General features: G+C 43.7%; 17 protein-coding genes. 11 read left to right on the top strand and 6 right to left on the bottom strand.

The window, feature by feature from the left end; all coding sequences use genetic code 11:
• Positions 1 to 160: 160 nt before the first annotated feature.
• Both ACO06Y_RS06020 and ACO06Y_RS06015 read right to left on the bottom strand, forming a co-directional pair.
• Entirely contained in the window at positions 161 to 1,249 is a 1,089-nt protein-coding gene (locus ACO06Y_RS06020) for an acyltransferase family protein (protein WP_422082926.1), read from the bottom strand.
• Positions 1,250 to 1,256: 7 nt separating this feature from the next.
• On the bottom strand, positions 1,257 to 3,068 hold the full coding sequence (locus tag ACO06Y_RS06015; protein ID WP_422082925.1) for a sodium:solute symporter family protein: 1,812 nt from the start codon (positions 3,066 to 3,068) through the stop codon (positions 1,257 to 1,259).
• Between the two features lie 74 nt (positions 3,069 to 3,142).
• Here ACO06Y_RS06015 and ACO06Y_RS06010 point away from each other — a divergent pair, with 74 nt between their 5' ends.
• A complete protein-coding gene (locus ACO06Y_RS06010) occupies positions 3,143 to 3,898 on the top strand; it encodes a sulfite exporter TauE/SafE family protein (protein ID WP_422082924.1) in 756 nt (251 codons plus the stop codon).
• A 107-nt stretch (positions 3,899 to 4,005) separates the two neighbouring features.
• On the top strand, positions 4,006 to 5,358 hold the full coding sequence (locus tag ACO06Y_RS06005) for an AGE family epimerase/isomerase (RefSeq protein WP_422082923.1): 1,353 nt from the start codon (positions 4,006 to 4,008) through the stop codon (positions 5,356 to 5,358).
• An 18-nt stretch (positions 5,359 to 5,376) separates the two neighbouring features.
• On the opposite strand, the gene ACO06Y_RS06000 is transcribed toward ACO06Y_RS06005, so the two are convergent.
• Entirely contained in the window at positions 5,377 to 6,390 is a 1,014-nt protein-coding gene (locus ACO06Y_RS06000; protein ID WP_422082922.1) for a Kelch repeat-containing protein, read from the bottom strand.
• Between the two features lie 291 nt (positions 6,391 to 6,681).
• Here ACO06Y_RS06000 and ACO06Y_RS05995 point away from each other — a divergent pair, with 291 nt between their 5' ends.
• Genes ACO06Y_RS05995 through ACO06Y_RS05985 form a run of 3 tightly spaced genes read left to right on the top strand, consistent with a single transcriptional unit; the run spans position 6,682 to position 9,735 of the window.
• On the top strand, positions 6,682 to 7,899 hold the full coding sequence (locus tag ACO06Y_RS05995; RefSeq protein WP_422084243.1) for a DUF5690 family protein: 1,218 nt from the start codon (positions 6,682 to 6,684) through the stop codon (positions 7,897 to 7,899).
• Complete coding sequence (locus tag ACO06Y_RS05990) at positions 7,896 to 9,059, top strand: TIGR03364 family FAD-dependent oxidoreductase (RefSeq protein WP_422082921.1); 1,164 nt, start codon at positions 7,896 to 7,898, stop codon at positions 9,057 to 9,059. Before ACO06Y_RS05995 ends, ACO06Y_RS05990 begins: the two co-directional genes overlap by 4 nt.
• Positions 9,052 to 9,735: a phosphonatase-like hydrolase gene (locus ACO06Y_RS05985; protein ID WP_422082920.1), complete on the top strand. Its 684-nt coding sequence runs from the start codon at positions 9,052 to 9,054 to the stop codon at positions 9,733 to 9,735. Before ACO06Y_RS05990 ends, ACO06Y_RS05985 begins: the two co-directional genes overlap by 8 nt.
• A gap of 17 nt (positions 9,736 to 9,752) precedes the next feature.
• On the opposite strand, the gene ACO06Y_RS05980 is transcribed toward ACO06Y_RS05985, so the two are convergent.
• Complete coding sequence (locus tag ACO06Y_RS05980) at positions 9,753 to 10,319, bottom strand: helix-turn-helix domain-containing protein (protein ID WP_422084242.1); 567 nt, start codon at positions 10,317 to 10,319, stop codon at positions 9,753 to 9,755.
• 274 nt (positions 10,320 to 10,593) lie between these two features.
• Between ACO06Y_RS05980 and ACO06Y_RS05975 the strand changes: the two genes are divergently transcribed.
• The 6 genes from ACO06Y_RS05975 (at position 10,594) to ACO06Y_RS05950 (ending at position 21,062) form a co-directional block, all read left to right on the top strand.
• Entirely contained in the window at positions 10,594 to 13,782 is a 3,189-nt protein-coding gene (locus tag ACO06Y_RS05975) for a SusC/RagA family TonB-linked outer membrane protein (RefSeq protein ID WP_422082919.1), read from the top strand.
• A 10-nt stretch (positions 13,783 to 13,792) separates the two neighbouring features.
• Positions 13,793 to 15,229 (top strand): SusD/RagB family nutrient-binding outer membrane lipoprotein, encoded by a 1,437-nt coding sequence (locus tag ACO06Y_RS05970; RefSeq protein ID WP_422082918.1) that lies wholly within the window; start codon positions 13,793 to 13,795, stop codon positions 15,227 to 15,229.
• Positions 15,230 to 15,281: 52 nt separating this feature from the next.
• Positions 15,282 to 16,943, top strand: coding sequence for an alkaline phosphatase family protein (locus tag ACO06Y_RS05965; protein ID WP_422082917.1), 1,662 nt, complete (start codon positions 15,282 to 15,284; stop codon positions 16,941 to 16,943).
• 74 nt (positions 16,944 to 17,017) lie between these two features.
• Positions 17,018 to 18,391 carry a (R)-1-hydroxy-2-aminoethylphosphonate ammonia-lyase gene (gene pbfA, locus ACO06Y_RS05960; RefSeq protein ID WP_422082916.1) on the top strand — a complete coding sequence of 458 codons (1,374 nt, stop codon included), beginning with the start codon at positions 17,018 to 17,020 and terminating at the stop codon, positions 18,389 to 18,391.
• The gene (locus ACO06Y_RS05955; protein ID WP_422082915.1) at positions 18,388 to 19,980 is read left to right on the top strand and encodes a fibronectin type III domain-containing protein; all 1,593 of its coding nucleotides are present in this window, start codon (positions 18,388 to 18,390) and stop codon (positions 19,978 to 19,980) included. Before pbfA ends, ACO06Y_RS05955 begins: the two co-directional genes overlap by 4 nt.
• The gene (locus ACO06Y_RS05950; protein WP_422082914.1) at positions 19,977 to 21,062 is read left to right on the top strand and encodes a phosphoglyceromutase; all 1,086 of its coding nucleotides are present in this window, start codon (positions 19,977 to 19,979) and stop codon (positions 21,060 to 21,062) included. Before ACO06Y_RS05955 ends, ACO06Y_RS05950 begins: the two co-directional genes overlap by 4 nt.
• A 194-nt stretch (positions 21,063 to 21,256) precedes the next feature.
• Here the strand turns inward: ACO06Y_RS05950 and ACO06Y_RS05945 are convergent, their stop codons facing one another.
• On the bottom strand, positions 21,257 to 21,922 hold the full coding sequence (locus tag ACO06Y_RS05945) for an ABC transporter ATP-binding protein (protein WP_422082913.1): 666 nt from the start codon (positions 21,920 to 21,922) through the stop codon (positions 21,257 to 21,259).
• A 28-nt stretch (positions 21,923 to 21,950) separates the two neighbouring features.
• Positions 21,951 to 24,356, bottom strand: a complete 2,406-nt coding sequence (locus tag ACO06Y_RS05940; RefSeq protein WP_422082912.1) for an ABC transporter permease — start codon at positions 24,354 to 24,356, stop codon at positions 21,951 to 21,953.
• Positions 24,357 to 24,362 lie beyond the last annotated feature (6 nt).

The following is a 24,362-nucleotide window of genomic DNA, read 5'->3' as shown; positions in this document are numbered from 1 at the left end:
AGATTTAGGGGAAGGCCAAGGCCCGCCATAGCTTGAGCAATGGGCGAGATGCAGGGCGGCCTAGCATAACCAGAGCTATGGTCCTCTCGATAGCTATCGGGATTAACCAAGTTACACGCAAAAACCGGACATATTTCAAAACAGCCTCTAGGATTAAGGTTTACACCTTAATAAAGATTTTCCTTTGATATAAAACATAGGCCAGAAGGCAATAAAATGCCACGACCGAAAGCCCATAAAGTAATGAGGACATTTGCATGGACATAAAATCATGGACATAAATGGTATCAAAGAGCCATCCGTGAAGTGAGGTGTCCTCGCCCACTTTGATCGAATAAAAAACCTTGGTAATAAAACTGGACAAAAAGTATACGATAATGGCATTGGCACCGGCATATCGAAAAATACTTCCGAATTCTATCCCCTTTACATCCGTCAAATAGTAGATCAATGCCAGGAACATATTGGCCCAACCTGCCGTAACCAATACAAAACTACTGGTCCAAAGTGCCTTGTTTATGGGGAAGACCAAATCCCATAAATGTCCAAGTATCAGTAACGAACCTCCTATACCGACCATAAGGGTCGCTTTTTTGGGCTGTTTTGATGTTAAGACCAATCCGGTAAAGATGCCCAACAAGGAACTACAAATCGCAGGTATGGTACTCAATAGGCCTTCCGGGTCATAGTCTTCCTTCCACATATGGCTCCCTAAAATGTTTAGGTCTACATAATTGGCCAAATTATTCGGGGCCCTTTCAAAAGTGGATTCCACCCCATTTACAGGCACAAAGCCCATTAATAGCCAATAACCGATCAAAAGAAAGGCGCATATGCCAACAAGGGTCTTCCACTTAACGTTAAGAAACAAAATCGCCGCAAAAAAGAATACCACTCCAATACGCTGTAAAACACCGGGAAACCGAATTTCCGCAAAATCCTTTATAAAGGGAAAGCTAATGGTAAACGCTCCAAGAAAGAGCCCAAGGCCAATGAGCTTCAAAGCACGTACGGTAATCTTTTTATAGGTCTTTGCGTTAACAGGCTTGTTTTTATAGGCAAATACAATGGAGGTCCCGACGATAAAAAGGAAGAAGGGGAATACCAGATCCGTGGGTGTATAACCGTGCCAATCCGCATGTAGAAAAGGCGCATATACGGCGGACCATGTTCCCGGGGTATTTACCAAAATCATAAGGACTATGGTCAATCCCCTAAAAATATCTACTGAAATAATTCTGTCCTTCATAGTAAAACTAGAGTATATTGTCCTTCATACGGTTCCACGCCCTAATAAGCATAACACCGGAAATGAGGGCCACACCCGTTAAAATCAATGCTAAAGTGGTCCTTCCATAGATCCAATAGCCGGTGGCGAACATTGTGGAATAGACCAGCGCAACTCCCAATAGCATGGCCAATATGCCAGAGGGCACACTCCACTTTTCGTTTTCGGAGACTACCTCATCATCGTCCTCTTGGGCCTCTTCGACCACTTTTGACCAGCCAGGACCTCCAGGTTGTATCTTTTTATAAAAATCCCGCAACACTTGTTTCGATTCCGGTTGGGTCATATAGGTGGCCGACAACCAAATTACCGAAGTTACCAGCATAATAAATGGCAGTTCCCCCCATTCCGGCAATACTCCCGTTTCTGCATCGAACAAAATGGGTCGCAATGAGGTTGTCTCCAATAAAATGGCCAAAATACCGGAAGAGAACATGGCCGAAATTTCACTCCACGAATTAATCCGCCACCAAAACCATCTGAGAATGAAGATTAACCCAGTACCGGCACCAAACGATAACAAAAGGTTGAAAATCCCCATAGCATTTTGCATGGCCAAGGCCAAAAAGGCACTCAAGACCATCAAGACCACTGTAGAAAGTCGGCCTACTGCCACCATTTGCTTTTCAGTAGCATTTGGATTTATCTGCTGCTTATAAAAGTCAAAGACCATATAGGATGATCCCCAGTTCAACTGTGTAGAGATGGTACTCATATAGGCGGCTATCAAGGATGCCAATACAACACCCAATAACCCGCTGGGCAGTTTGGTCAACATGGCGGAATAGGCCAAATCGTGCCCCAACTTATCCGCCGGCACATTAGGAAAAGCTTCCGAAATACTGGCCACATCAGGATAAACCACCAAGGAAGCCAAGGCGACCAAAATCCAGGGCCAGGGACGTAGGGCATAGTGCATGATATTGAAGAAAAAAGTTGCACCAATAGCATGGTTCTCGTTTTTTGCAGCCAACATTCGTTGTGCTATATAGCCCCCACCACCGGGCTCACCACCGGGATACCAAGAACTCCACCACTGTACCGCCAATGGAATTACCAAAATGGTAACTACGGCCTTGGTATCGCTTAAATCCGGTAGAATATTAAGCTTGTCCTTTACATTTTCACTTTCAATGATCGCCTGTATTCCTCCAACCTCCGGAATATTTACCAAATAATAGGCGGCCCCTATAGCCCCTGTCATTGCCACGAAAAACAATAAAAAATCGGTATAGACCACGCCTTTAAATCCTCCGAGGGCACTAAAAATCACCGTAATCAGACCGGCACCTATTACGGTCTCCCAAGGTTCCAGCCCCAACATAATTCCCCCGATCTTAATGGCGGCCAAGGTTACCGCGGACATCGTAATAACATTGAACAAAACACCCAAATACACAGCCCGAAATTTTCTTAGGAAACGGGCGGGGGCACCCCCGTACCGTAGTTCGTAAAATTCAAGATCGGTCTTAACGTCTGATTTTCTCCATAATTTGGCATAGACAAAAACGGTAAGCATTCCGGTAAGCAAAAAGCACCACCAGCCCCAATTGCCTGATACGCCGTTGGTACGTACCAGATCCGTGACCAAGTTGGGCGTATCCGTGGAAAAGGTAGTGGCCACCATGGAAAGGCCCAACAACCACCAGGGCATGGTCCTACCCGATAAAAAATACTCTGAAGAATTTTTTCCCGATTTTTTGGAAACGTAAATCCCAATTCCTAAGACTATCGAGAAAAAAACAATGATAAAACTATAATCCAGTGTACTGAGTTCCATAGATTGGTTTTGGTTGATGGATAAAGATATTATTTTTTAGGATACTTTTGTGGTTCCACTGTTAAACTACCTGAGTGCTACCAACCCTAGTATCTGAAATTCCGATTACTTCCTGGACCTTGGCATATATTGCTGCTTTTGTCATCGGCGTTTCCAAAAGCGGTATCAAGGGAATCGCTATCATTATCGTAACATTCATGGCCTTGGCCTTTGGTGCCAAGGAGTCTACGGGTCTAATCGTACCCCTTCTGATTGTGGGCGATATTTTTGCCGTAATCTATTACAATAGGCATACCCAATGGAAATATATTGTCCGTTTCCTACCTTGGATGATGGCCGGCGTACTTATCGGGGTCCTTATTGGTAAGGATTTGGATGAAGATACCTTTAAGATAGGAATGGCCTTCATTATCTTGGGAAGCGTCATAATGATGTATTGGTGGGATCGTAGAAAGTCCAAAACGGTTCCCGATCATTGGGCGTTTGCCGGATTCATGGGTGTCATGGCCGGTATTACCACTATGATCGGAAATTTGGCCGGAGCCTTTGCCAACATCTTTTTCTTGGCCATGCGTTTGCCCAAAAACGAGTTTATCGGCACTGCTGCCTGGCTGTTCCTGATTATCAACTTGTTTAAGCTTCCCTTTCATATATGGTCCTGGGGAACCATTACCTGGGAATCCGTAGGTATAGATTTAAGATTGGTACCGGGGATTTTTATAGGTTTATACGTTGGGATACGTTTGGTAAAGATCATACGGGAAAGTTTTTACAGAAAGATGATACTGATACTGACCGCACTAGGGGCCGTATTGATTCTATTCCGTTGATTACCATCCATTTTTCAGGAAATATAAGTAGTTTTATATCTATTAGAAGGAAGCTGATGCCCAAACTTATTTTCAATAACCTTATACGTATAAAACCAGTAGTATTTTTGCATATAGTACTCTTTGTTTCTTGTGGAACGGAAAAGACAAAACCGGTACTGGACAGAGGACTATTATCTGAAATTGAGGTTTCCCTGGATACGTTGGTTCAAACCTGGTATCCAAAAACTGTGGACAGCATCAATGGCGGGTTTTGGCCCGATTTCAATTACAAATGGGAAAAGGAAGGCAAGCAAAACAAAATGCTGGTAAGCCAGGCGCGTCATGTATGGACTGCTTCTACCCTGGCCCTTTTTTATCAGGATAAAAAGTATGAAGAAATTGCCGCGCATGGATACCGCTTCCTTAGGGATGCTATGTGGGATAACAATCATGGGGGGTTCCATACTCTATTACATGTAAAGAATGATTCTTTAACAATCCTATCCAATACCAAAAGCACCTATGGCAACTCTTTTGCCATCTATGGGCTCGCCACATATTACAAGGCTTCCCGGGATACGGCTGCCCTAAACTTGGCAAAAAGAACCTTTTTATGGTTAGAGGAACATGCCCACGACCCCGTACATAAAGGCTATTTTGATGTTCTTCAGTCAAATGGCTCCTGGTTCCTGGATGTCGATACAAATGATGCCGATTATGACAATTTCACTCGAAAGGATTGGAAAGATCAAAACTCCTCCATTCACCTTTTGGAGAGTTTCACCGCTCTGTACGAGGTATGGCAAAATCCTTTATTGAAAAAACGCCTGGAGGAAATGTTGGGACTGGTGAGGGATACCATTACTACCCCAAAAGGCCATCTTAGCCTGTACCTGGAACGCGATTGGAAACCGATATCGTTACGGGATTCCACGGATAGCTATAGGAAGCAAAATTTGTGGATGGATCATGTTTCCTTTGGCCATGATGTGGAGACCGCCTTCCTCATGTTGGAAGCCTCACATATACTGGGTATAAAAAAAGATTCCGTTACCTTAAGAAAAGCAAAAAAAATGGTGGACCATGCCTTGGAATGGGGTTGGGACCCGCAGACCGGAGGATTCTATTACGAGGGTGTTTATTGGGATAAAGAGGGCAGGCATACCATTGAAAACGAGGCAAAAGTATGGTGGACACAGGCAGAAGGGCTTAATTCCCTGTTGTTGTTTTCCAAGCTATTCCCGGATGAATCACGCTACTTGGAGTTATTTGAAAAACAATGGGACCACATAGTTACCCATATGATAGACCACGTATACGGTGGGTGGTTCCATGAAGGATTGGACACGAATCCGGAAGCCAAATATGATGCAAAGGCCCATAATTGGAAAGTCAGTTATCATAACATCCGGGCTTTGGTGAATACCATACAAATGCTAAGGGGTGAATTCCCTTTAACCGACCCGAAACATTTATAGGGAATGTTGGTCGGTTTTCTACTTGGTATATTTCTCCATGGTGTACAACTCGGGTTCTCCACCTCGATTTCCACAACCGGAGGCAACGTACAAATTCCCGTTATGTTCCAGCACCCCGGTACCATGTCTCCCTTCTAGCATTGAGGGTAGGGATCGCCAAGTATTGCTGCCAAAAGCAAGTGCTTCCACATGGGCATGCGCCTTTTCCTGCGTACTGGACTCTCCTCCCAATACCAAAATCTCATCCCCCTGTAAAATTGCCATGTTGCCTGCACGTTGGGTAGGTATGTCGTTTGGGAGGGTTGTCCAACTATTACTGGCAATGTCATATACGTCAACTTTTCCTAAAGTGCTTCCAAAGGGTTCATCGGATGCGCCGGTATTTCTTCCGGCCAGCGCATAAATCTTCCCGTTGGCTTCAACGGATTGAAAATGATCCCGTGGTCTCGGGGCATCGGCCAAAACCTGCCATTCCCCAGTATTCAGGTTATAACTGTCCATCCAATTTTTATGATCCCCAATATGACCGTTCTTTATTCCGCAGGAGACATATATTTTTCCATCGTAAATTACATTCCCTGTGGAACCTCTTAAGCGCTCCGAAGGAATTTCATCCCCCTTGGACCAGCTATCGATTGTGGGGTCATATATGTAAATGCTTGATACTGGTGTTTCGTTGGGCCATCCTCCGGTCAATGCTCCCACTATGTAAATCTTGTTGTTATGGACAACCGGTTGAAAATGATGTATCTCTATGGGAGGTTCCGTACCTTGGGACCATGTTTGGGTTTGTGTATCGTAAACACTTACAGGCCGTATACCTCGTCCTCCAAGCAGATAAAATTTGTCTTCAACCTTTACAAAAGCCGCCTCATGTCGTTGTACCGGTTTACTACCATCCTTGGAAACAACCGATTCCCATGAGGGTTCCACGACCTGTTTTTGATCGGTCATCCCATCGGTACTTTTTGGTGTTTCCTTGCATGCCGCAATAATCAATAGAAAGCATGTGAAAGCAAATACATTTTTCATCTGATGTTAAATTAAATCCTTGATACGCCCAAATGTACGAAATCCTAAAAATCATCTTTGGTAATCTTCCTTCGTTGAATTTTGTGTCATTTCAGGAACAAGTTTAGAATTCCGTAAATACTTGATAAGCATTTCTTAACCTTAAAAAATTTACATATGGTAAAAATTTATTGAATATTGTCTTTAAAAATTTACCATTTGTAAACTCATCCCAGGTTTTTGAAGTTTAGCAGAAAAGATAGTCGCGTTTTGTTTTTGGGAGCGTTCGCCTCTTTTGGGGTTTACTTTTGCATGTATGCATTTCGAAAGCCATTTACGGTAGCGACCTATGAAAATTACTTTCTATGGGGTGTGAATTACAAAATAATGCTAATCATTCTACAGGTGCTGGGGTATATGCTTTCCAAGTTTGTTGGCATAAAAGTAATTTCGGGTCTACGGGTAAAAAGCAGGTTTGGGTACCTCATCGGGATGATCGTCATGGCAGAGTTAAGCCTTATTTTGTTCGGACTCTTGCCCCATCCCTACAATTCGGTTTTTATGTTCATAAACGGTTTATCGCTGGGTATGATATGGGGTGTAGTATTTTCATATCTGGAAGGGAGAAGGTTTACTGAAATTCTTGGAGTAGCGCTATGTTCCAGTTTTATAGTTTCCAGCGGTGCCGTAAAGTCAGCCGGGCTTTTGGTTATGCGGTATTTTGGCGTTTCCGAATTTTGGATGCCCGCAATGACCGGACTTATATTTATGCTTCCCTTCCTTGGTTTTGCCATACTTCTAGAAAAAGTACCCCAACCCGATGCAGAGGACAGATTGCTGAGAAAGGAAAGAAAACCGATGAATAGGGAAGACCGAATAAAAACGGTTCGAAATTTTTTTCTCCCTTTGGTCATTTTGGTCTTTTTCTATATCTGCCTAACGGCTTTACGCGATTTTCGCGATAATTTTTCCCGTGAGATTTGGGACTCCGTAGGTTTCCAGGGCAATGCCTCCATATATACCTTGTCCGAAATTCCGGTAGCCGTATTCGTGTTGCTTTTGATAGGTCTCTTTGTTCTTATTAAAAAAAATTACCGGGCCTTTGTTTCCTATCACTATCTACTTATCTGTGGAAGTTTATTCATTGGCCTTTCCACCTTACTTTATCAGAACAATATGGTTGGGCCCGTTTTTTGGATGATAAGCGTCGGGTTAGGGTTATATGCCTGTTATGTGCCTTTTAATTGCCTGTTTTTTGATAGAATGATCGCTACCTTTCGTATAAACGGCAATGCCGGTTTTCTTATATACATTGCCGATGCCTTTGGTTATTTGGGTAGTGTGGCGGTGTTACTCTATAAGAATTTTGGAAAGACGGACGTATCTTGGTTGCAATTCTTTGTACAAGGTACTTACGTGGTTGCCATCATAGGTATTGTGGTATCGATTTTATCTTTGGCCTACTTTAAGAGAAAATACAACAGTGGGGTTTATGATCCCCCACAGAAAATCTCCATTGTTGAACTATGAGAAACGTTTATGATTTAATTGTAATAGGCGGAGGTGTATTGGGTACATTTCACGCTTACCATGCCGTAAAAAAAGGATTGGCGGTGGCCCTCATTGAAAAAAATGCAACTCCCCAAGGGGCTACGGTACGTAATTTTGGCCAAGTGGTACCTTCCGGAATGAACGGTAAATGGCAAGTTTATGGGAGGGAAAGTCTCAAAATATATAGAGAAATCCAATCAAAATTTGATGTTTCGGTACGGCAAGAGGGTACGGTCTATCTGGCTTCCAACGAAGAAGAAATACAATTACTTGAAGAGCTTTCCGAAATAAATAAAAACAATGACTATCCATCCCGGTTATTGACCCGGAAAGAATGTTTGCGGGACTATCCCCGTCTAAGGGAAAATTATGTAAAAGCCGGGCTGTTCTTTCCCGAAGAGGTAATCGTTGAACCCCGGTTGATGATCAATCGTTTACACGCCTATTTAGTGGACATCGGTTTGGAACTTTACAAGAATACCGAGGCAATCGAATGCCATAGCCTAGTCGATTATGTCAGTGTACATACCGCCAAAGGGGATACTTTTTCAGCCGGGGAGGTAATCATTTGTAATGGCAGCGATTTCAAGACCTTGTATCCATTGCTGTTCAATGAGAGTGATTTGGAAGTCTCAAAATTGCAAATGATGCAGACCAAGTCGCAAGGAACCTATCGTTTAAAAGGCTCTGTCTTAACGGGGCTTTCCATTAGACGTTATGAGGCATTTGCCGAATGTCCTTCATTCGATGCGATCAAGGCCAAGGAGGATCCCGATTCATTGGAGAAAAAGTGGGGTGTTCATATTCTTTTTAAACAGGCTGTCGACGGTTCGATAATTTTAGGGGATTCCCATGAGTATGCCCCTGCGGAACATATGGACGACCTTGGGTTCGATATCAATATGGACATAGACCGTTTTATTTTGACCGAGGCCCAAAAAATAATGGATCTCCCTACCTATGAAATTCAGAATCGTTGGACAGGACGGTATTCCCAATGCAAAAATTCCGATATTTATCAAAAGACAATAGACAAAAATATCCACATTGTAACCGGAATAGGCGGTAAAGGAATGACCGGCAGTGCAGGGTTCGCTAAGGAAAACATAAATTCAATATTTCATTTTAAGCATGCATAAGATAGAATTGGCCGTTTTTGATATGGCGGGGACGGTAGTAAACGAGGACAATGTAGTATATAAAACACTTCAAAAGGCCATTAACAAAAAGGGATACCTCCTAACCTTGGACTTTGTTCTGGAACACGGAGCGGGAAAGGAAAAACATCAGGCTATAAAGGATATTCTTCGGATCGAGGAAGGTTATGATCAAGATGAAACCGCGAAGGAGATTTTCAAGGATTTCAAAAAAATGTTGGGAAAGGCCTATCAGGATCTGATCGTGACCACTTATGAGGGGGTTGAAGATTTACTCGATACCTTAAAAAAACTAAATATTAAAGTGGCCTTAAACACAGGTTATGATAAAGGCACCGCACAATTGCTCTTGGACAAAATGAATTGGTCCATGGGGATTCATTATGATATATTGATTACGGCGGACGATGTAAAAAGAGGTAGGCCAAATCCTGACATGATTTTTGAGGCCATGGATATTCTTCAAATCAACAATCCTTCCAAAGTCTTAAAGGCCGGTGACTCGATTATTGATATACAAGAAGGAAAAAATGCTAGATGTGGTATGACCATAGGAGTGACCACAGGTGCCCACACCAGGGAACAGCTAAGTTCCGCAGAGCCCACCTATGTTTTGGATTCGTTGGTAGAATTGGAAGAGATCCTGACTTCAAACTAAACCGGACAGGCACTAGGTCATATAAAAAAATAAAGTACCAACATGGTCGTGGAAATATTTCCGCGATTCACGGGAACATGGGGAATTCGCCCATCAAAGAAAATGGAGTCCCCTTCCCTAAGACAAATCTCGTCTTCTCCAATGACGTAATTACATTCCCCGGACAAAACATATTTAAATTCAAAAGCATCCGTGGTAACCTTTCCTCTTTTGGAATTAGGCTCTATTTGCAACAGGACCGTTTCAAAACCTAAGGAAGATAGCTGTTTTCCAAAAATATAGGTATAGGTAAATCCCAGGGCATCATCTTCTTTTTCGATTATGCTGTTTTCCTCTTTTCTGGAAACGATATACCCGGCCCCATTTGTTTGTGGCATCCCCTTGAAAAAATCGGTTACCTCAATTTCAAGTGAACTTATGATTTTTAAGAGCACCGGTAGGGAAGGTATGGTACGTCCGTTTTCAATACGGGAAATCAACCCACTGGTAACACCCGCTTTTTGGGCAATCTCACTTATGGTGCTATTGCCATTTTTTCGTATTTCCTTAATGCGCTTACCTATACCGATAAGATAGTCTTCCATAGCAAGAAATAATGTTGCAAACATAGTACTAATATCGTTTTCCAACCTTGTAAATGTTAAAAACAACACGGTATCCCCATCTATATCGGCCATCTAAAAGTCTTGAACCAATTAACTAACAATTTGAATATTTGTAAATAATATACAAGTAACCTTTTCATAATATTTTTAATCTAATCCTAGCGATCATTTAACTTTAAAAGGAAGTTAGCCTAACCTCTCCTCGTGATATTTGTTTCGTAATAATTAACCAAAGTTTACAAATACGAAAAAAATGGAGAGAACACAATTTTTAGTACTACTTACTTTTTTAGTAAGTTTTGTAGGCTATTCCCAAACTATTTTTTCGGGAACTGTCTTGGATGAGAACAACGTTCCCCTACCTGGGGCATCGGTTGTGGTACAGGGAAGCAATATCGGGGCGGCGACCGATTTTGATGGTAATTTTGAAATTGAATTGCCCGACGGAAACCAAATTTTAATCGTGTCCTATATAGGATATATTTCCCAAGAGTTCGACACTTCGGGAAAAACATCGGCCAATATTGTTCTACAACCGGATTCCCAAAAGCTGGATGAAGTGGTAGTTACGGCATTGGGTATCAAAAAGGAGAAAAAACGTCTGGGCTATGCCGTTCAGGAAGTTCAAGGTGATAATCTGGTGACGGCAAGGGAGACCAACGTTACCAACTCCCTTGCGGGAAGGGCGGCCGGTGTTCAGATAACGGGCGGTAGTTCCGGAGTGGGCTCAACCTCACTGATCACCATACGTGGGGAAGGGTCATTGATTCCGGGCAACAACTCACCTTTATTCGTTGTAGACGGTATCCCGATCAGCAACCGCACCGTTAGCAATCGCGCTGAGGGCAACCTGGAAACTGATTTTGGAAATGGCGCACAGGACATCAATCCCGATGATGTAGAATCCATTTCCATTCTAAAGGGACCCAATGCCACCGCCCTTTATGGTTCACGGGGACTTAATGGTGTGGTACTTATTACGACCAAATCCGGAAAAAACACCCAAGGATTAGGCATCAGTTTTACCCAAAACCTGACCTTTGAAACCGCTTTGCGAATCCCGAAGTATCAAAATTCATATGGACAAGGTGCCGGAGGTGAATTTGCTTTTTTGGATGGTTTCGGAGGAGGCACCAATGACAACATTGATGAAAGTTGGGGCCCGGCCTTGGATGGTCGATTGATTCCCCAACATGATAGCCCTACGACCAGTGGTTTTAGGGCAGGTGATTTTGCCGTTAGACCCAGAAACCCGGACGGTACCTTTGCCGATGAGATAACACCCACACCTTGGGTTTCCAATCCGGACAATATCGAAGATTTCTTCAAGACCGGAACTACCAGTACCACCAACCTTTCCATAACCGGGGGAAATGAATTTGGAAATCTTCGGTTGTCCTTGACCAATCTTACCAGCGAAGGGATCCTTCCCAATACGGACTATGATAGAAGAACCTATGCCTTTAGTGGGTCGTACAAGCTCAAGGAATGGTTTAAAATATCCTCCTCCATTAACTACGTAAACAGTAATAGTGACAACAGGCCCAACAATTCCTATGGAACGGAGAACATCATGTACCTGTGGGTCTGGTTTGGCCGACAGATCAATATGAACTCCTTACGGAATTACTGGCAGCCCGGTTTGGAGGGGCGTCAACAATTCAATTACAACTATAACTGGCATGACAACCCTTATTTTACGATGTTCGAGAACACCAATGGTTTTAATAAGGACCGGATTTTTGGAAATGTCAGGGCGGACATCGATATCACCAAGAACCTTTCTTTGATGCTCAGAACAGGTATTGACTATTTCAGCGAACTGAGAACGGGTAGAAGGGCCTATAGCACCCAGCGTTTTGCCAGGGGGCAGTATCGTGAGGACGATATCTTCTTTAAGGAACAGAACACGGATTTCCTATTGCAGTATAACAAGGATATCCATAAGGATTTTAATCTTGGCCTGTCCCTTGGCGGCAACGTCCGTGATGAGGAAAATCGATACAAGAGAATAAGTGCCAATTCGTTATCGATCCCCGGGATATTTAATTTTGAAAATGCCGCCGAGCCTTTGGCCAAGACCCAGTTCAACGATGAGCGAAGGATAAACTCACTTTACGCTTTTGCCAATTTATCCTATAAGAATTATCTATTCCTGGATGTTACCGGAAGGAACGACTGGTCCAGTACCTTACCCTCGGACAATAACTCCTATTTTTATCCGTCCGTTGGGGTCAGTGCCATAATTTCGGATATGTTTTCCTTGGGAGAGCCTATATCCTTTCTTAAGCTCAGGGGCGGTTGGGCCGTTGTTGGGAACGACACGGATCCCTATGCGCTACGAAATACCTTTTCGTTCAATGAGCCCTTTGGCAATTTTCAGCGTGTAAGTGCCTCCGAAATCCTTAGGAACGAGAATCTGAAACCGGAAGAAGCGGCTTCCATCGAGGTAGGTGCCGATATCCGTTTTTTCAACAATCGCTTAGGCTTGGATATTACCTATTATGATTCCACCGTAAAGAACCAAATACTTACACTTCCCGTAGCCAACACGTCCGGCTTCAATTCCCGGATCATCAATGCAGGCGAAATCCAGAACACCGGATTGGAGGTAGTATTGAATGCAACCCCCATACGAAGTGAAAATGGGTTTACCTGGAGTACCGATGTCAATTTTACTCGTGCCAGGGGAAAGGTAAAATCCTTGATAGATGGTCTGGATACGTATGAGCAATCTTCCAACTACATCAATGTCCTCGCAAAGGTAGGTGGACGTATGGGCGATGTATATGGAACGGGATTGGTTACCGTAGATGATCCGAGCAGCCCATTTTTTGGGCAGGTCGTCCATAATGAAGATGGGTTTTCCCTACGCGATCCCGAGTTAAAGAAATTAGGGAACTATAACCCCGACTTTACCGTTGGTTGGCAAAACACCTTTACCTATAAAGGTTTTAATCTAGGGGTGCTTTTTGATTGGAGACAGGGAGGCGTGATAAACTCACGAACCGTTTTGATCGGAGGTACTTCGGGATTGATGGATTTCACCGCGGTTGGCAGGGAAGAGGGCATCATATCCGAAGGGGTTATCCAAAACGCAGATGGTAGTTACCGTCCTAACGATGTACGCTTAAGTGGACGCGATTATTATTGGTGGAGGTATAACCGGGGCAACGAGGAAATTGGAATGTTCGATGCTTCCTTTCTAAAGCTTAGGGAAGTAAGACTTGGGTATAGCTTCCCTAGAAAACTGCTTCAAAATACCTTTGTCCAGTCACTTACCTTGTCCTTGGTAGGTCGTAACCTGGCCCTCTGGACCGAGAATCCCCATTTTGATCCCGAGACCATTTCCTTTAATGGTGGGACCATTGTTCCCGGTGTGGAGGATATGGCACTCCCAAGTTCACGAAGCTTCGGTTTTAATCTAAACGCAACTTTCTAACTCAAAAGTCATGAAAAAAAGCATAATTCTAGTTTTAATCGCCTCCCTTAGTCTTTTCGGTTGTACCGATGATTTTGAGGGAATCAACGAAAATCCGAATCAACCTGAAGAGGTGAGTTCAGACCTGGTGTTGTCCACTGTTATTTCCACTTTGGCCAACCGGTCGGCCCAGTCCGGATGGAACAATGGAAACATTGTGGCACAGCTTACCGCCAAAATTAACTTTACAGGGTTCGACCGTTATGACTGGGGATCCGAATCCGGTCTTTGGAACGAGTACTACGGTATTCTTCCTGAAATTGATATTATCCTTCAAGCAGCAAGGGCCGAAGAGACCCAAAACACTTCTTATGAGGGTATTGCCTTAGTTTTACGGTCCTATGTATTTTCCATCCTTACGGATAATTGGGGCAATATCCCATTTTCCGAGGCGATAAAGGGAATGGAAGGCAATTTTACCCCAATCTATGATAGTCAAGAGGCAATTTATACGGCCATCCTCCAGGATTTGCAGCAAGCTGAAGGCCTTTTGGCCCAGGGAGAGCCCATTTTGGGAGGGGATATTATCTATGAAGGCGATATTGAAAAATGGCGAAAATTTGCCAATTCGTTGCGGCTACGTTATCTCATGCGGGTGTCCAACAGAATAGATGTATCCTCCGAGATCCAGGCAATTTTGGATAGCGGAATGTTTATTGCGTCCAATGAGGACAACGCCGTAATGCGCTACCCGGCATCTACCCAAATAGATTCTTGGCCGATAAGTACCAGTAGAATTGGAAGCTTTGACGAACATCGTCTTAGCGAAACCAGTGAAGCAGTTCTGAAACAGTTTAATGATCAACGTTTGGAAAAATGGTTTCAACCCACCGATAACCCGGAGGACGACCCAACCCTGTTCGTGGGGCTTACCAATGGTCTTAGTGAGGACAACGCTTCCAATTTCAATGGTGGGGCAAGTAATGTATCCCGTATAAATCAATCCTTTTTTTATGATTCGCCCAATTCGGTCCAAGCGGCCATTATTCAAACTGCGGAAGTACATTTTATATTCGCCGAGGCCGCACAACGCGGTTTGATCAATGCCGATGCGGAAACCCTTTATAACGAAGGCGTTCGTTTATCCTTCGAGTATTGGGAGGTGCCGCAGGACATAGCTACGTACTTGGCTCAGGATGGGGTGGCTTACGATGGGGAATTGGAAACCATAATCACCCAAAAGTGGCTGGCTTCCTTTCTGGTGGGTCTTGAAGGTTGGTATGACTTTAGAAGGACCGGATTACCCTCGGTAATCGTCCCCGGACCGGACAATGTAAACGGTGACCGTGTTCCCGTGCGGTTCCTATACCCTGATTCGGAACAAACCTTGAACAGTGAAAATTTCGATGCTGCGGTTTCTGAAATTGGGGCTAATGACATCAATATAAAAGGTTGGTGGGAAGAATAAAACTCAAACGATTTAAGTATCTTGGGACAACGAATATGATAAGGTTGGACACATGATAAGAAAGGGAACTTGGATCGGGAACAAGAGAAAAATACTACTGATTTGGATCATAGGGCTATCCGTCCTATGGTCCAATCCCATTAAGGGACAGGAGGGTATTGCCCATGTAGTGGTCGTAGGTTTTGATGGATTAAGTCCGGACGGTTTGGCCAACGCCACAACACCGACATTCGACCGGTTAATCGCGGAAGGCTCGTCCTCAATGCATGCCCGTGCCGTTTTACCCACGAGCTCCAGCACCAATTGGGCCTCTATGATCATGGGTGCGGGCCCGGAACAGCACGGCATTACTTCCAATGCCTGGGAGCGCGACAATTTTACGCTACCCGCGGTTACCCAGAGCGAAGACTTTTTGTTTCCAACGATTTTTCATTTGGCCGACGCTCAAATCCCCAGGGCAGAGATCGGTACTATTTACCATTGGGGCGGATTTGGAAGATTGTTTGAAAAAAGCGCTTTGGATTATGATATGAATCCCAAAACAGAGGATGAGACTGCCAAGGTAGCCGCTAATTACATCGAAAAAAAGAAGCCAAATTTTACGTTTATCCATTTTGATCATGTCGATCATGCCGGGCACGAATTCGGACATGGTACCGTAGACTATTATAAATCCGTGGAAAAGGCGGATATGCTATTGGGTGAGGTTATGCAATCCATTGAAAAATCAGGTATGGCCAATACTACCTTGGTTATCGTAAGTTCGGATCACGGGGGTTTGGGCAAAGGTCATGGAGGGGAGTCCCTTCAAGAAATTGAAATTCCGTTTATCCTTTGGGGTAAATCCGTTAAGAAAAACTATAAAATACGGTACCCTATCTATCAATATGACAACGCGGCCACTGTCGCTTTTGCATTAGGATTAAAAACACCCCGGGCCTGGATTGGAAAACCTGTCAAATCGGCTTTTGTTGGTTTCGAATGGTCCGATGACTATCCCATATTGGAACAATTGAAAGAGCCTATCATTTTACCAAAGGCACAAGGGTATAAGAAAGCCGGGGGACTGTTCGATGCCCCGGCATTGGTCAAAATGGAAAATAGCAATGAAACGGGAGTTATCCGGTACACTTTGGATGGTACAATGCCCAAAAAGGATTCCAAGTCCTATAGTGCTCCGTTGAAGTTAAATGAAAACACGGTGGTCAAAAGTGCCGTATTCAAAAATGGAAAAATAAACAGCATGGTAGCTGAAGCTTTTTTTAGAATTAAGCCCGAGAAAATCGACAAACCTGTTCATTACGAAATATTCTATCTAGAGGATCTGTCGTTTATCCCTGCTTTGGACAATAAAAAACCCGATAAAACAGGGTATTGCTTCGAAATTACCTCCGATGAAATCCAAGGTTTGATAAAGCAGAATACCGTGGTACGGTTTAGGGCCCAAATTGAAATCGATCAGGCCGACTCCTATTTTTTTCACACGCGTTCCGATGATGGAAGCCAATTGTTTATCGATGGACAACTTATTGTGTACAACGATGGTGATCATGGCGTAAGGGAAAAAGATGGTAAAATAGATTTGGATTCGGGGACGTATCCGTTAGAGGTCATTTGGTTCAACGGTGGTGGTAGCGGCTGGTTGGATGTTTTTGTGGAAACCGGAAATATGCCCAAGCAAATACTGCCTACATCACTGCTAAAAAGGGATTAATATGATTTCATATGAAGTCTATATCTTGAACGATACCACCGAAGAACGGGAGGTTCTTTCAAAACACGGGCCCTATGCATCCAGATAATCCAGAAAACATACATCCCAACAAACGTACCGAAGGTGACATCAACAGTACACCCGCACGTGACGAATGGTTGAAAAACGAAGTGAACGATGCCACCAAAGAATTATTGGCCAAGGATGCCCGTTACTTTCTGCACCAGGCCCTCTCCTCGCCTTGTTTGGATGTCCTCCAAACTTGTTCGGGTCCACATATTGAAAGTATTTCCGGTAAAAAATATCTCGATTTTCACGGCAATAACGTACACCAGATCGGGTTCTCCCATCCGAAGCTGATACAACGGCTAAAGGAACAATTAAACTCCCTCACCTTTTCCACACGACGCTATACGAACGAGGTTGCGATAAACTTTGCCGAAAAATTGGCTTCTCTTTTGCCTTCGGATCTAAATCGTGTGTTATTGACCCCCAACGGTAGTTCGTCCATTGGTATTGCATTGAAACTGGCGCGTGCGGTAACCGGACGACATAAAGTGGTCTCCTTTTGGGATTCCTTTCATGGTGCCTCCCTGGATGCCATTAGCGTGGGTGGCGAATCCGTGTTTCGGGAGCATATGGGCCCTCTAATGCCCGGTGTGGAACGCATACCGCCACCCGTTTCCTATCGCGGCATCTTTGAAGGGGACGAATCCAAGTGTTTGGAGCATTTGGAATATGTGTTTGCCAAAGAGGGGGATATCGGGGCTTTTTTGGCGGAGACCGTTCGCAACACGGACGTTCAGATTCCCTCAAAGGAATTCTGGAAAGAAGCACGAAATCTATGTGACAAATATCACGTGGTATTGATTTTGGATGAAATCCCCATAGCACTGGGAAGAACGGGAAAACGCTTTGCCTTTGAACATTATGGTATTGAACCGGATATTTTGTGTTTGGGGAAAGGGCTTGGAGGAGGTATTATTCCACAGGCCGCAATCGTGACCCGGGACGAATACAACCGTTTCGGTGCAATCTCACTGGGGCATTATACCCATGAGAAGAGTCCCTTGGGCGCTATGGCCGGACTGACTACTTTGGAAATTTTGGAGGAAGAAAAGATTCTGGAAAAAGTAAGGGAAGATGAGGTCTTTATGTGCAAGGCCATGAGCAAATTGCAAAATGAACATCATTGCATTGGAGATGTTCGTGGTTTGGGGCTCCTATGGGGCATTGAACTGGTAAAGGATAGAAAAACCAAGGAAAAGGCCATTCTTGAAGCAGAAAGAGTAATGTACGAATGCCTTAAAAATGGCTTAAGCTTTAAAGTATCGGCAGGCAACGTACTCCAATTGGCCCCGGCACTCACCATTTCCAAAACCGAATTGGAAAAGGCGATGCAAATACTAAATGGGGCATTCTTAAAAGTAAACTGCATAGCGCAATGAGAAAAGTAAATTTAATATGGATTTGCTGCCTTTTATGGGGTGGTATCACGGCACAGGACAAAATCCAATTTTTGGTGCAACCCTACGTTCAGGATGCCGAACCGAATTCCATCAAAATCATGTGGGAGACCAATGAAGGTGATGAAAGTATCGTGGAGTGGGGCACCACGCCCAAGCTGGGTAAAAAATCCAGGGGAACGGCTTTTGGTGTCAACTTCGGTCCTTCACGGCTACATGAGGTAGAATTGACCGGTCTAAAACGCTTTACCACCTATTACTATCGGGTACGGACCCAAAATTTACGCTCCGATATTTTTCAGTTCAAAACACCTCCCTTTGCCAACGATGACGAATCCTTTAGCATGGTCGCTATGAGCGATATGCAATACGACCATAACTACCCCAATAAGTTTCAAGAAATTGTCAATGACGGGCTTTTGACCTATTTGCAAAATGAACACGGGGATGAGCTTTCGGATAATTTGGCGTTGGTGATGATTCCCGGTGATTTGGTCGAGAATGGGAGCAAGTATTACCAGTGGAAAGAGCATTTCTTTAATCCCGCACAGAAACTGTTTGCAGAGGTGCCGGTATATCCCGTATTGGGCAATCATGAAAGGAATTCGGCTTTCTATTTCAAGTATTTTAGCCTGCCCGAGAATGGTACCCCGGCCTATGCCGAACATTGGTGGTACAAGGATTATGGCAATACCCGGATTATCGGGCTCAATTCCAACGAAGGGTACGAGGATATCAAAGAGCAGTTTACCTGGTTGAAAAATCTCCTGGAGGACACCGCCAAAAACGCGGATATCGACTTTGTCTTTGCGCAACTGCACCATCCCCATAAATCCGAGCTCTGGATTCCAGGGGAACGGGAGTCCACGGGAAAGGTGGTACAACTGTTAGAAGAGTTCTCCACCAAGACAGGCAAACCCAGTCTCCACTTTTTTGGGCATACGCACGGATATTCCAGGGGACAGTCCAAAGACCATAAACATCTTTGGATCAATGTGGCCTCTGCAGGTGGAGCCATTGATAATTGGGGCGAATTTGAAGGTAGGGATTATGATGAGTTTAGCGTAACCCAAGACGAATACGGATTTGTAATGGTTGAGGTTGATGGAAATCCTGAAAATCCAAAGTTTACCATTAAACGGATAAGCAGGGGAAATGAGGAGAGATTTAGGGCCAATGAGCTTCGCGATAGTATTACCGTATGGAAGAACGAGAAAAAACCAGAACCACCAGAGCCCGTTTCGCCAATTGGGAATAAGACGGAGGCAATTACCCATGTGATATTGAAGGCCAATGAATTTACAAGTCGGTTTAAGGGAGCCTTCCATGCCGCATCCCAATGGCAGGTGGCCACTACCAAGGATTTTGAAAAACCGATTTTAGATCGTTGGAAACAACATGAAAATTGGTATTATCAAGAGAATCGGCAAAAGGATGATGACCTCACCGATGAAAAAACAGACCGATTGAAACCCAATACCACCTATTATTGGCGCGTACGTTATCGAGATCAAAACTTGAATTGGAGCGATTGGTCCGAAACTGCATCGTTTAAAACCGGACAAAAATGAAAAAATCCGACTTTCTATTAATCTTAACCTTTTTGACGTTATTTTGCGCGCAGGCGCAGAAACCCGATGTTCCAAAAGTAATATTGATTACCCTGGACGGCTTGCGGTGGCAAGAACTTTTTACGGGAGCTGATCCGCTTTTGGTGGCCAACAAGGAATATGTGGGGGATACCACACACCTGAAGCAGCGCTTTTGGCGCAATACACCTCAACAAAGGCGAGAGGCATTGTTCCCCTTTATATGGGGAGAGGTTCTAAAAATAGGGCAAATCCATGGAAACAGAAAGCTGGGAAGCAAGATGGATCTCACCAATACGATGTGGTTTTCCTATCCCGGGTACAATGAAATCCTGACCGGAAAAGCGGACGATATTCGCATTACCAGCAATGATAAACTCCCAAATCCCAATACTACATTTTTGGAACTAGCGAACAACGATTCAAGATATAAAGGCAAGGTAGCCGCTTTTGGCAGTTGGGATGTCTTTCCCTACATCATAAACGAGGAACAATCCGGTGTACCGGTAAATGCGGGATTCGAAATCGCGACGGGAAATGAATTGACGGAGAGGGAACGATTTTTAAACGAGCTTCAACCCAGAGTCCCCAGTCCTTGGGCCACGGTTCGATTGGATGCCTTTACCCATCATTACGCTTTGGAATACATAGGGAAAAGCCATCCGGAAGTTGTCTACATAGCTTATGGTGAAACCGATGATTTTGCCCACGAAGGCGATTATGAGGCCTATCTTAAGGCAGCCCATAATACGGATGGGTTAATACGGGAACTTTGGAATTTTACTCGGAAAGACCCATTTTACAAAAATAATACCATTTTTCTGGTTTCCACAGATCACGGAAGGGGCACACAGCCATTGGATACCTGGAAAAGCCATGGCAGTGACATCAAAGGAGCCGGACAGGTTTGGTTCGTGGCCTTTGGCGCTGGGATAAAAACATTAGGGGAAATACAAGCCCTGGAACAACTATACAGTTCCCAAATAGCCCCTACCATTCTGAAATTACTACAGATAGAGGGGAAAACCATAAATGGAAATCCCATTCAAATCATGGATAATTGAGAAATGGATTTTTATGATGTTTACTTCATATTATATTAACCCTCAATACAAGTTGAACTACGAGTTTTGCAATGTGATTATTTGAGTTAGTCTAGTTTGAGTTAGTTTGTTGAAACCGGTGTGTCTCGCGCACCGGTTTTTTTAGAGCCTGTTTTCAAATATGTGATTGAAATTTCTTATTGGCTCCTAGATACCTACTTAATCATCCTTCCATCCAATAAGTTAATGATCCTTGATCCATAGGCCGCATTCTTTTCGGAATGCGTCACTTGTATAATGGTTACCCCCTCGGAATTCAGTTGCTTAAAAAGTCCCATGATTTCTTCGCTTTGCGCGGAATTCAGGTTGCCCGTAGGTTCATCGGCCAAGATTAGTTTAGGGTTGGCGATCAATGCCCGGGCAACACCTACCAGTTGCTGTTGGCCCCCGCTCAATTGTGTGGGGAAGAGATCCTTCTTTCCCACTATATTAAAGCGGTCCAACATATCCGCGACCATGGCCTTGCGCTCCGTACCTTTGAATTTTTTATACAATAAGGGCATTTCCAGATTTTCCTTAACGGTGAGTTCATCCAATAAATGATAGGATTGAAATACAAAACCAATGTATTCCTTATAGAGATTGGCCCGATGCTTTTCCTTTAGGGTATGTACGGATTCATGAAGAAATTCGTATTCTCCCTCATCAAAATTATCCAACATCCCAATAACATTGAGCAGGGTAGATTTTCCGGAACCCGATGGGCCCATGACCGAGATAAACTCCCCTTCCTCTACATTTAGATTGATATCCTTTAGCAAGAAGAGACGTTGACCTCCAGAGTTTACCCATTTAAAGATGTTTTTTAGTTGTAACAGCATATTCTTCGTTTTAATTTAAAATTCATTTTTATTCTTCCTTCAAGGCATGTATCGGATTGGCCAATGCCGCTTTTATGGATTGAAAGCTACAGGTCAATATAGCAATAATTAGGGTTATTGACCCTCCGCTTAAAAACATCCAAAAAGACAATTCTATGCGATAGGTAAAACCTTCCAACCATTGGTTCATAAAATAGTACACCAAAGGTGCGGCAACAACAAACGCCAAAGCGACCAATCCTATATATTCTCTCGTAAAAAGGGAAAGGTTTTCGAATAAGGTTGCCCCCAGAACTTTCCGTATACCGATTTCCTTTGCCTTCTTGGATATCATAAAGGACATTAATCCAAAAAGTCCCAAACATCCAATACTAATGGCTAAAATGGAAAAAATTCCAAAGCCCGTAAACACTAAATTCTCTACCATATACTCCTTTTCGATGGAATCCTCCAAAAAATGATAGTCATAGACTGAATTGCTAAAAGTCTGTTCCCAGATATTTTTGATCGTTCCCAATGACCCATAATTGCCCTCCGATAGTTTTATAAAGGCATTGTTTTGATAATACGTCCAATTCAATAGGATACATGGCGAAATTTCATATTGTAGCGAATTATTGTTGAAGTCCCTTACTACGCCAACAATTGTCGCTTGCCCCTCGTTTATCTGGATTCTTTTTCCAATAGCCTCCTCGGCATTCCAACCATAGGATTTTAGGAGCGTTTCATTTACAATGAATTCGTCAAAGGCTTCCTTATTGTCCAAAAAGTTACGCCCGGCAATCAATTCCATGTCATAAAAATCCAAATAGTGGATATCCGCAATTTTCATTTCGGCATCCAAAGCTTCTTCCCGTGGTTGTTCCGGTAGACGATATGTGGTGCCCAGTTGAAAACCATCCACAGCCATAGGAGGGGTGGAACCAAAGGCAACCTTGTCGATTCCGGCATCCCCTAGAAGCCTTTCCCTATAGATTTTCAATTTTTCAAATTCCGGGGTTTCCGTAATGACCACGGCATCCGAAGAAAAACCGATATCCAACTTTCTGAAATGATCCATTTGCATGGCCAGAACAATAGCTGCGATTATAAAAAGCTGTACGATCCCAAATTGAAAGGCAACCAAAGATTTTCTAAGATTAAATCGATTCCTTCTCGAAAAGTGTATTCTATTCCTAAGGGCTTGTATCGGTTTAAATGCCGAAACCACCAGGGCTGGATAAATCGCCGCCAACGCCAAGGTAAGGCTCCCTATCAAAAGAAGTACCCCGATATGGCTCCAACCCAGCTCAAGTTGCAGATCGATAATGGATAAATTCGTATTGAGAAGATTTAACAAAATCCGCACGATAAAGACCGACAGTGCCAAAATTCCAATAAGGACAAGGCTATTTTCAAAGATGAACTGAACGATTAGATCAAAGCGCCCACCTCCCATTACTTTTCGCATCCCTACCTCCTTTGATCGCGAATTGGACTGCGCCGTTAACAGGTTTACAAAGTTGATGATGGCGATGAGAAGAATAAACAATGCCACTACCGAGGCGGTGTTAAGGATATTTGCCGGCATAATATACCCCCCCGGACTATTGCCATACAAAGTTTCATTATGGATTTCCTTTAAAGGTTGAAGCGCATATGAGATTCGCTTATCATCCTGTGGGTTCAGGTATTTTTTCTTCCAACCCGCAATCTTCTTCTCCAGGGATGCTCTAATTTTAGTATCCCCTAAAACGACAAAAGTGGTCCCTTGGTAATTGCCCGACCAATTGGTAGAAAAGTATTCGTTATTGATCTTAAAGAACTCGTAGGGAATGAGCATCCTATATTGATGATCGGAATTCCCTGGGGGACTTGCCACAACACCCGTTACTGTTAAGGGATCCTTACTCTGCAAAAGAATAGTCCGGCCAAGAATCGAACTGTAATTCCCCTTTTCCAGCCCGAAAAACTTTTGGGCGATTTCCGCCGTCAACACTACGGAATTAATCCCCGAAAGCGCGGAATTTGAATCGCCGGCCAACCACTGTACATCAAATACCCTAGGATATTGGGCATCTGCAAACAATACCTGTGATTCTTCAAACCGCTGGATGTTCCCAAAGCTATCCTCTACTTGAAACACCCGACTAACAGGTCCGGAGATTTGGGTAACCTCATCAATTTCGGGAAAATCATTGCGCAATGCTTCCGCCAAGGGATAGGCCGTAGTATTCCAATACGTTGTCTGATCGGGCAAGGTATTGTGTTGGACTACCCGATACGTTTGGTCCGCATCGGCATGATGGTTATCAAAAGTAGATTCGTATCGTACAAAAATCAGGATCACCATACAGGCGCTGATTCCCAGGGTCAACCCCACGATATTGATAAAAGAGCTCAGCTTGTTTTTCAATAAATTTCTCCAGGCAATTTTAAAATAGTTTCTTAGCATAATCTG

The sequence above is a fragment of the Ulvibacterium sp. genome (assembly GCF_965228935.1).
GTDB lineage: Bacteria > Bacteroidota > Bacteroidia > Flavobacteriales > Flavobacteriaceae > Ulvibacterium.
The sequence above is the reverse complement of the archived record's forward strand: the minus strand, read 5'-3'. Positions and strand labels throughout refer to the sequence as shown.

Coding starts and splice junctions, on each gene's coding strand:
- ACO06Y_RS06020 (WP_422082926.1), bottom strand. CDS start 1,249: ATGAAGGACAGAATTATTTCAGTAGATATTTTTAGGGGATTGACCATA.
- ACO06Y_RS06015 (WP_422082925.1), bottom strand. CDS start 3,068: ATGGAACTCAGTACACTGGATTATAGTTTTATCATTGTTTTTTTCTCG.
- ACO06Y_RS06000 (WP_422082922.1), bottom strand. CDS start 6,390: ATGAAAAATGTATTTGCTTTCACATGCTTTCTATTGATTATTGCGGCA.
- ACO06Y_RS05995 (WP_422084243.1), top strand. CDS start 6,682: ATGTATGCATTTCGAAAGCCATTTACGGTAGCGACCTATGAAAATTAC.
- ACO06Y_RS05990 (WP_422082921.1), top strand. CDS start 7,896: ATGAGAAACGTTTATGATTTAATTGTAATAGGCGGAGGTGTATTGGGT.
- ACO06Y_RS05985 (WP_422082920.1), top strand. CDS start 9,052: ATGCATAAGATAGAATTGGCCGTTTTTGATATGGCGGGGACGGTAGTA.
- ACO06Y_RS05980 (WP_422084242.1), bottom strand. CDS start 10,319: ATGGAAGACTATCTTATCGGTATAGGTAAGCGCATTAAGGAAATACGA.
- ACO06Y_RS05975 (WP_422082919.1), top strand. CDS start 10,594: ATGGAGAGAACACAATTTTTAGTACTACTTACTTTTTTAGTAAGTTTT.
- ACO06Y_RS05970 (WP_422082918.1), top strand. CDS start 13,793: ATGAAAAAAAGCATAATTCTAGTTTTAATCGCCTCCCTTAGTCTTTTC.
- ACO06Y_RS05965 (WP_422082917.1), top strand. CDS start 15,282: ATGATAAGAAAGGGAACTTGGATCGGGAACAAGAGAAAAATACTACTG.
- pbfA (WP_422082916.1), top strand. CDS start 17,018: ATGCATCCAGATAATCCAGAAAACATACATCCCAACAAACGTACCGAA.
- ACO06Y_RS05955 (WP_422082915.1), top strand. CDS start 18,388: ATGAGAAAAGTAAATTTAATATGGATTTGCTGCCTTTTATGGGGTGGT.
- ACO06Y_RS05950 (WP_422082914.1), top strand. CDS start 19,977: ATGAAAAAATCCGACTTTCTATTAATCTTAACCTTTTTGACGTTATTT.
- ACO06Y_RS05945 (WP_422082913.1), bottom strand. CDS start 21,922: ATGCTGTTACAACTAAAAAACATCTTTAAATGGGTAAACTCTGGAGGT.
- ACO06Y_RS05940 (WP_422082912.1), bottom strand. CDS start 24,356: ATGCTAAGAAACTATTTTAAAATTGCCTGGAGAAATTTATTGAAAAAC.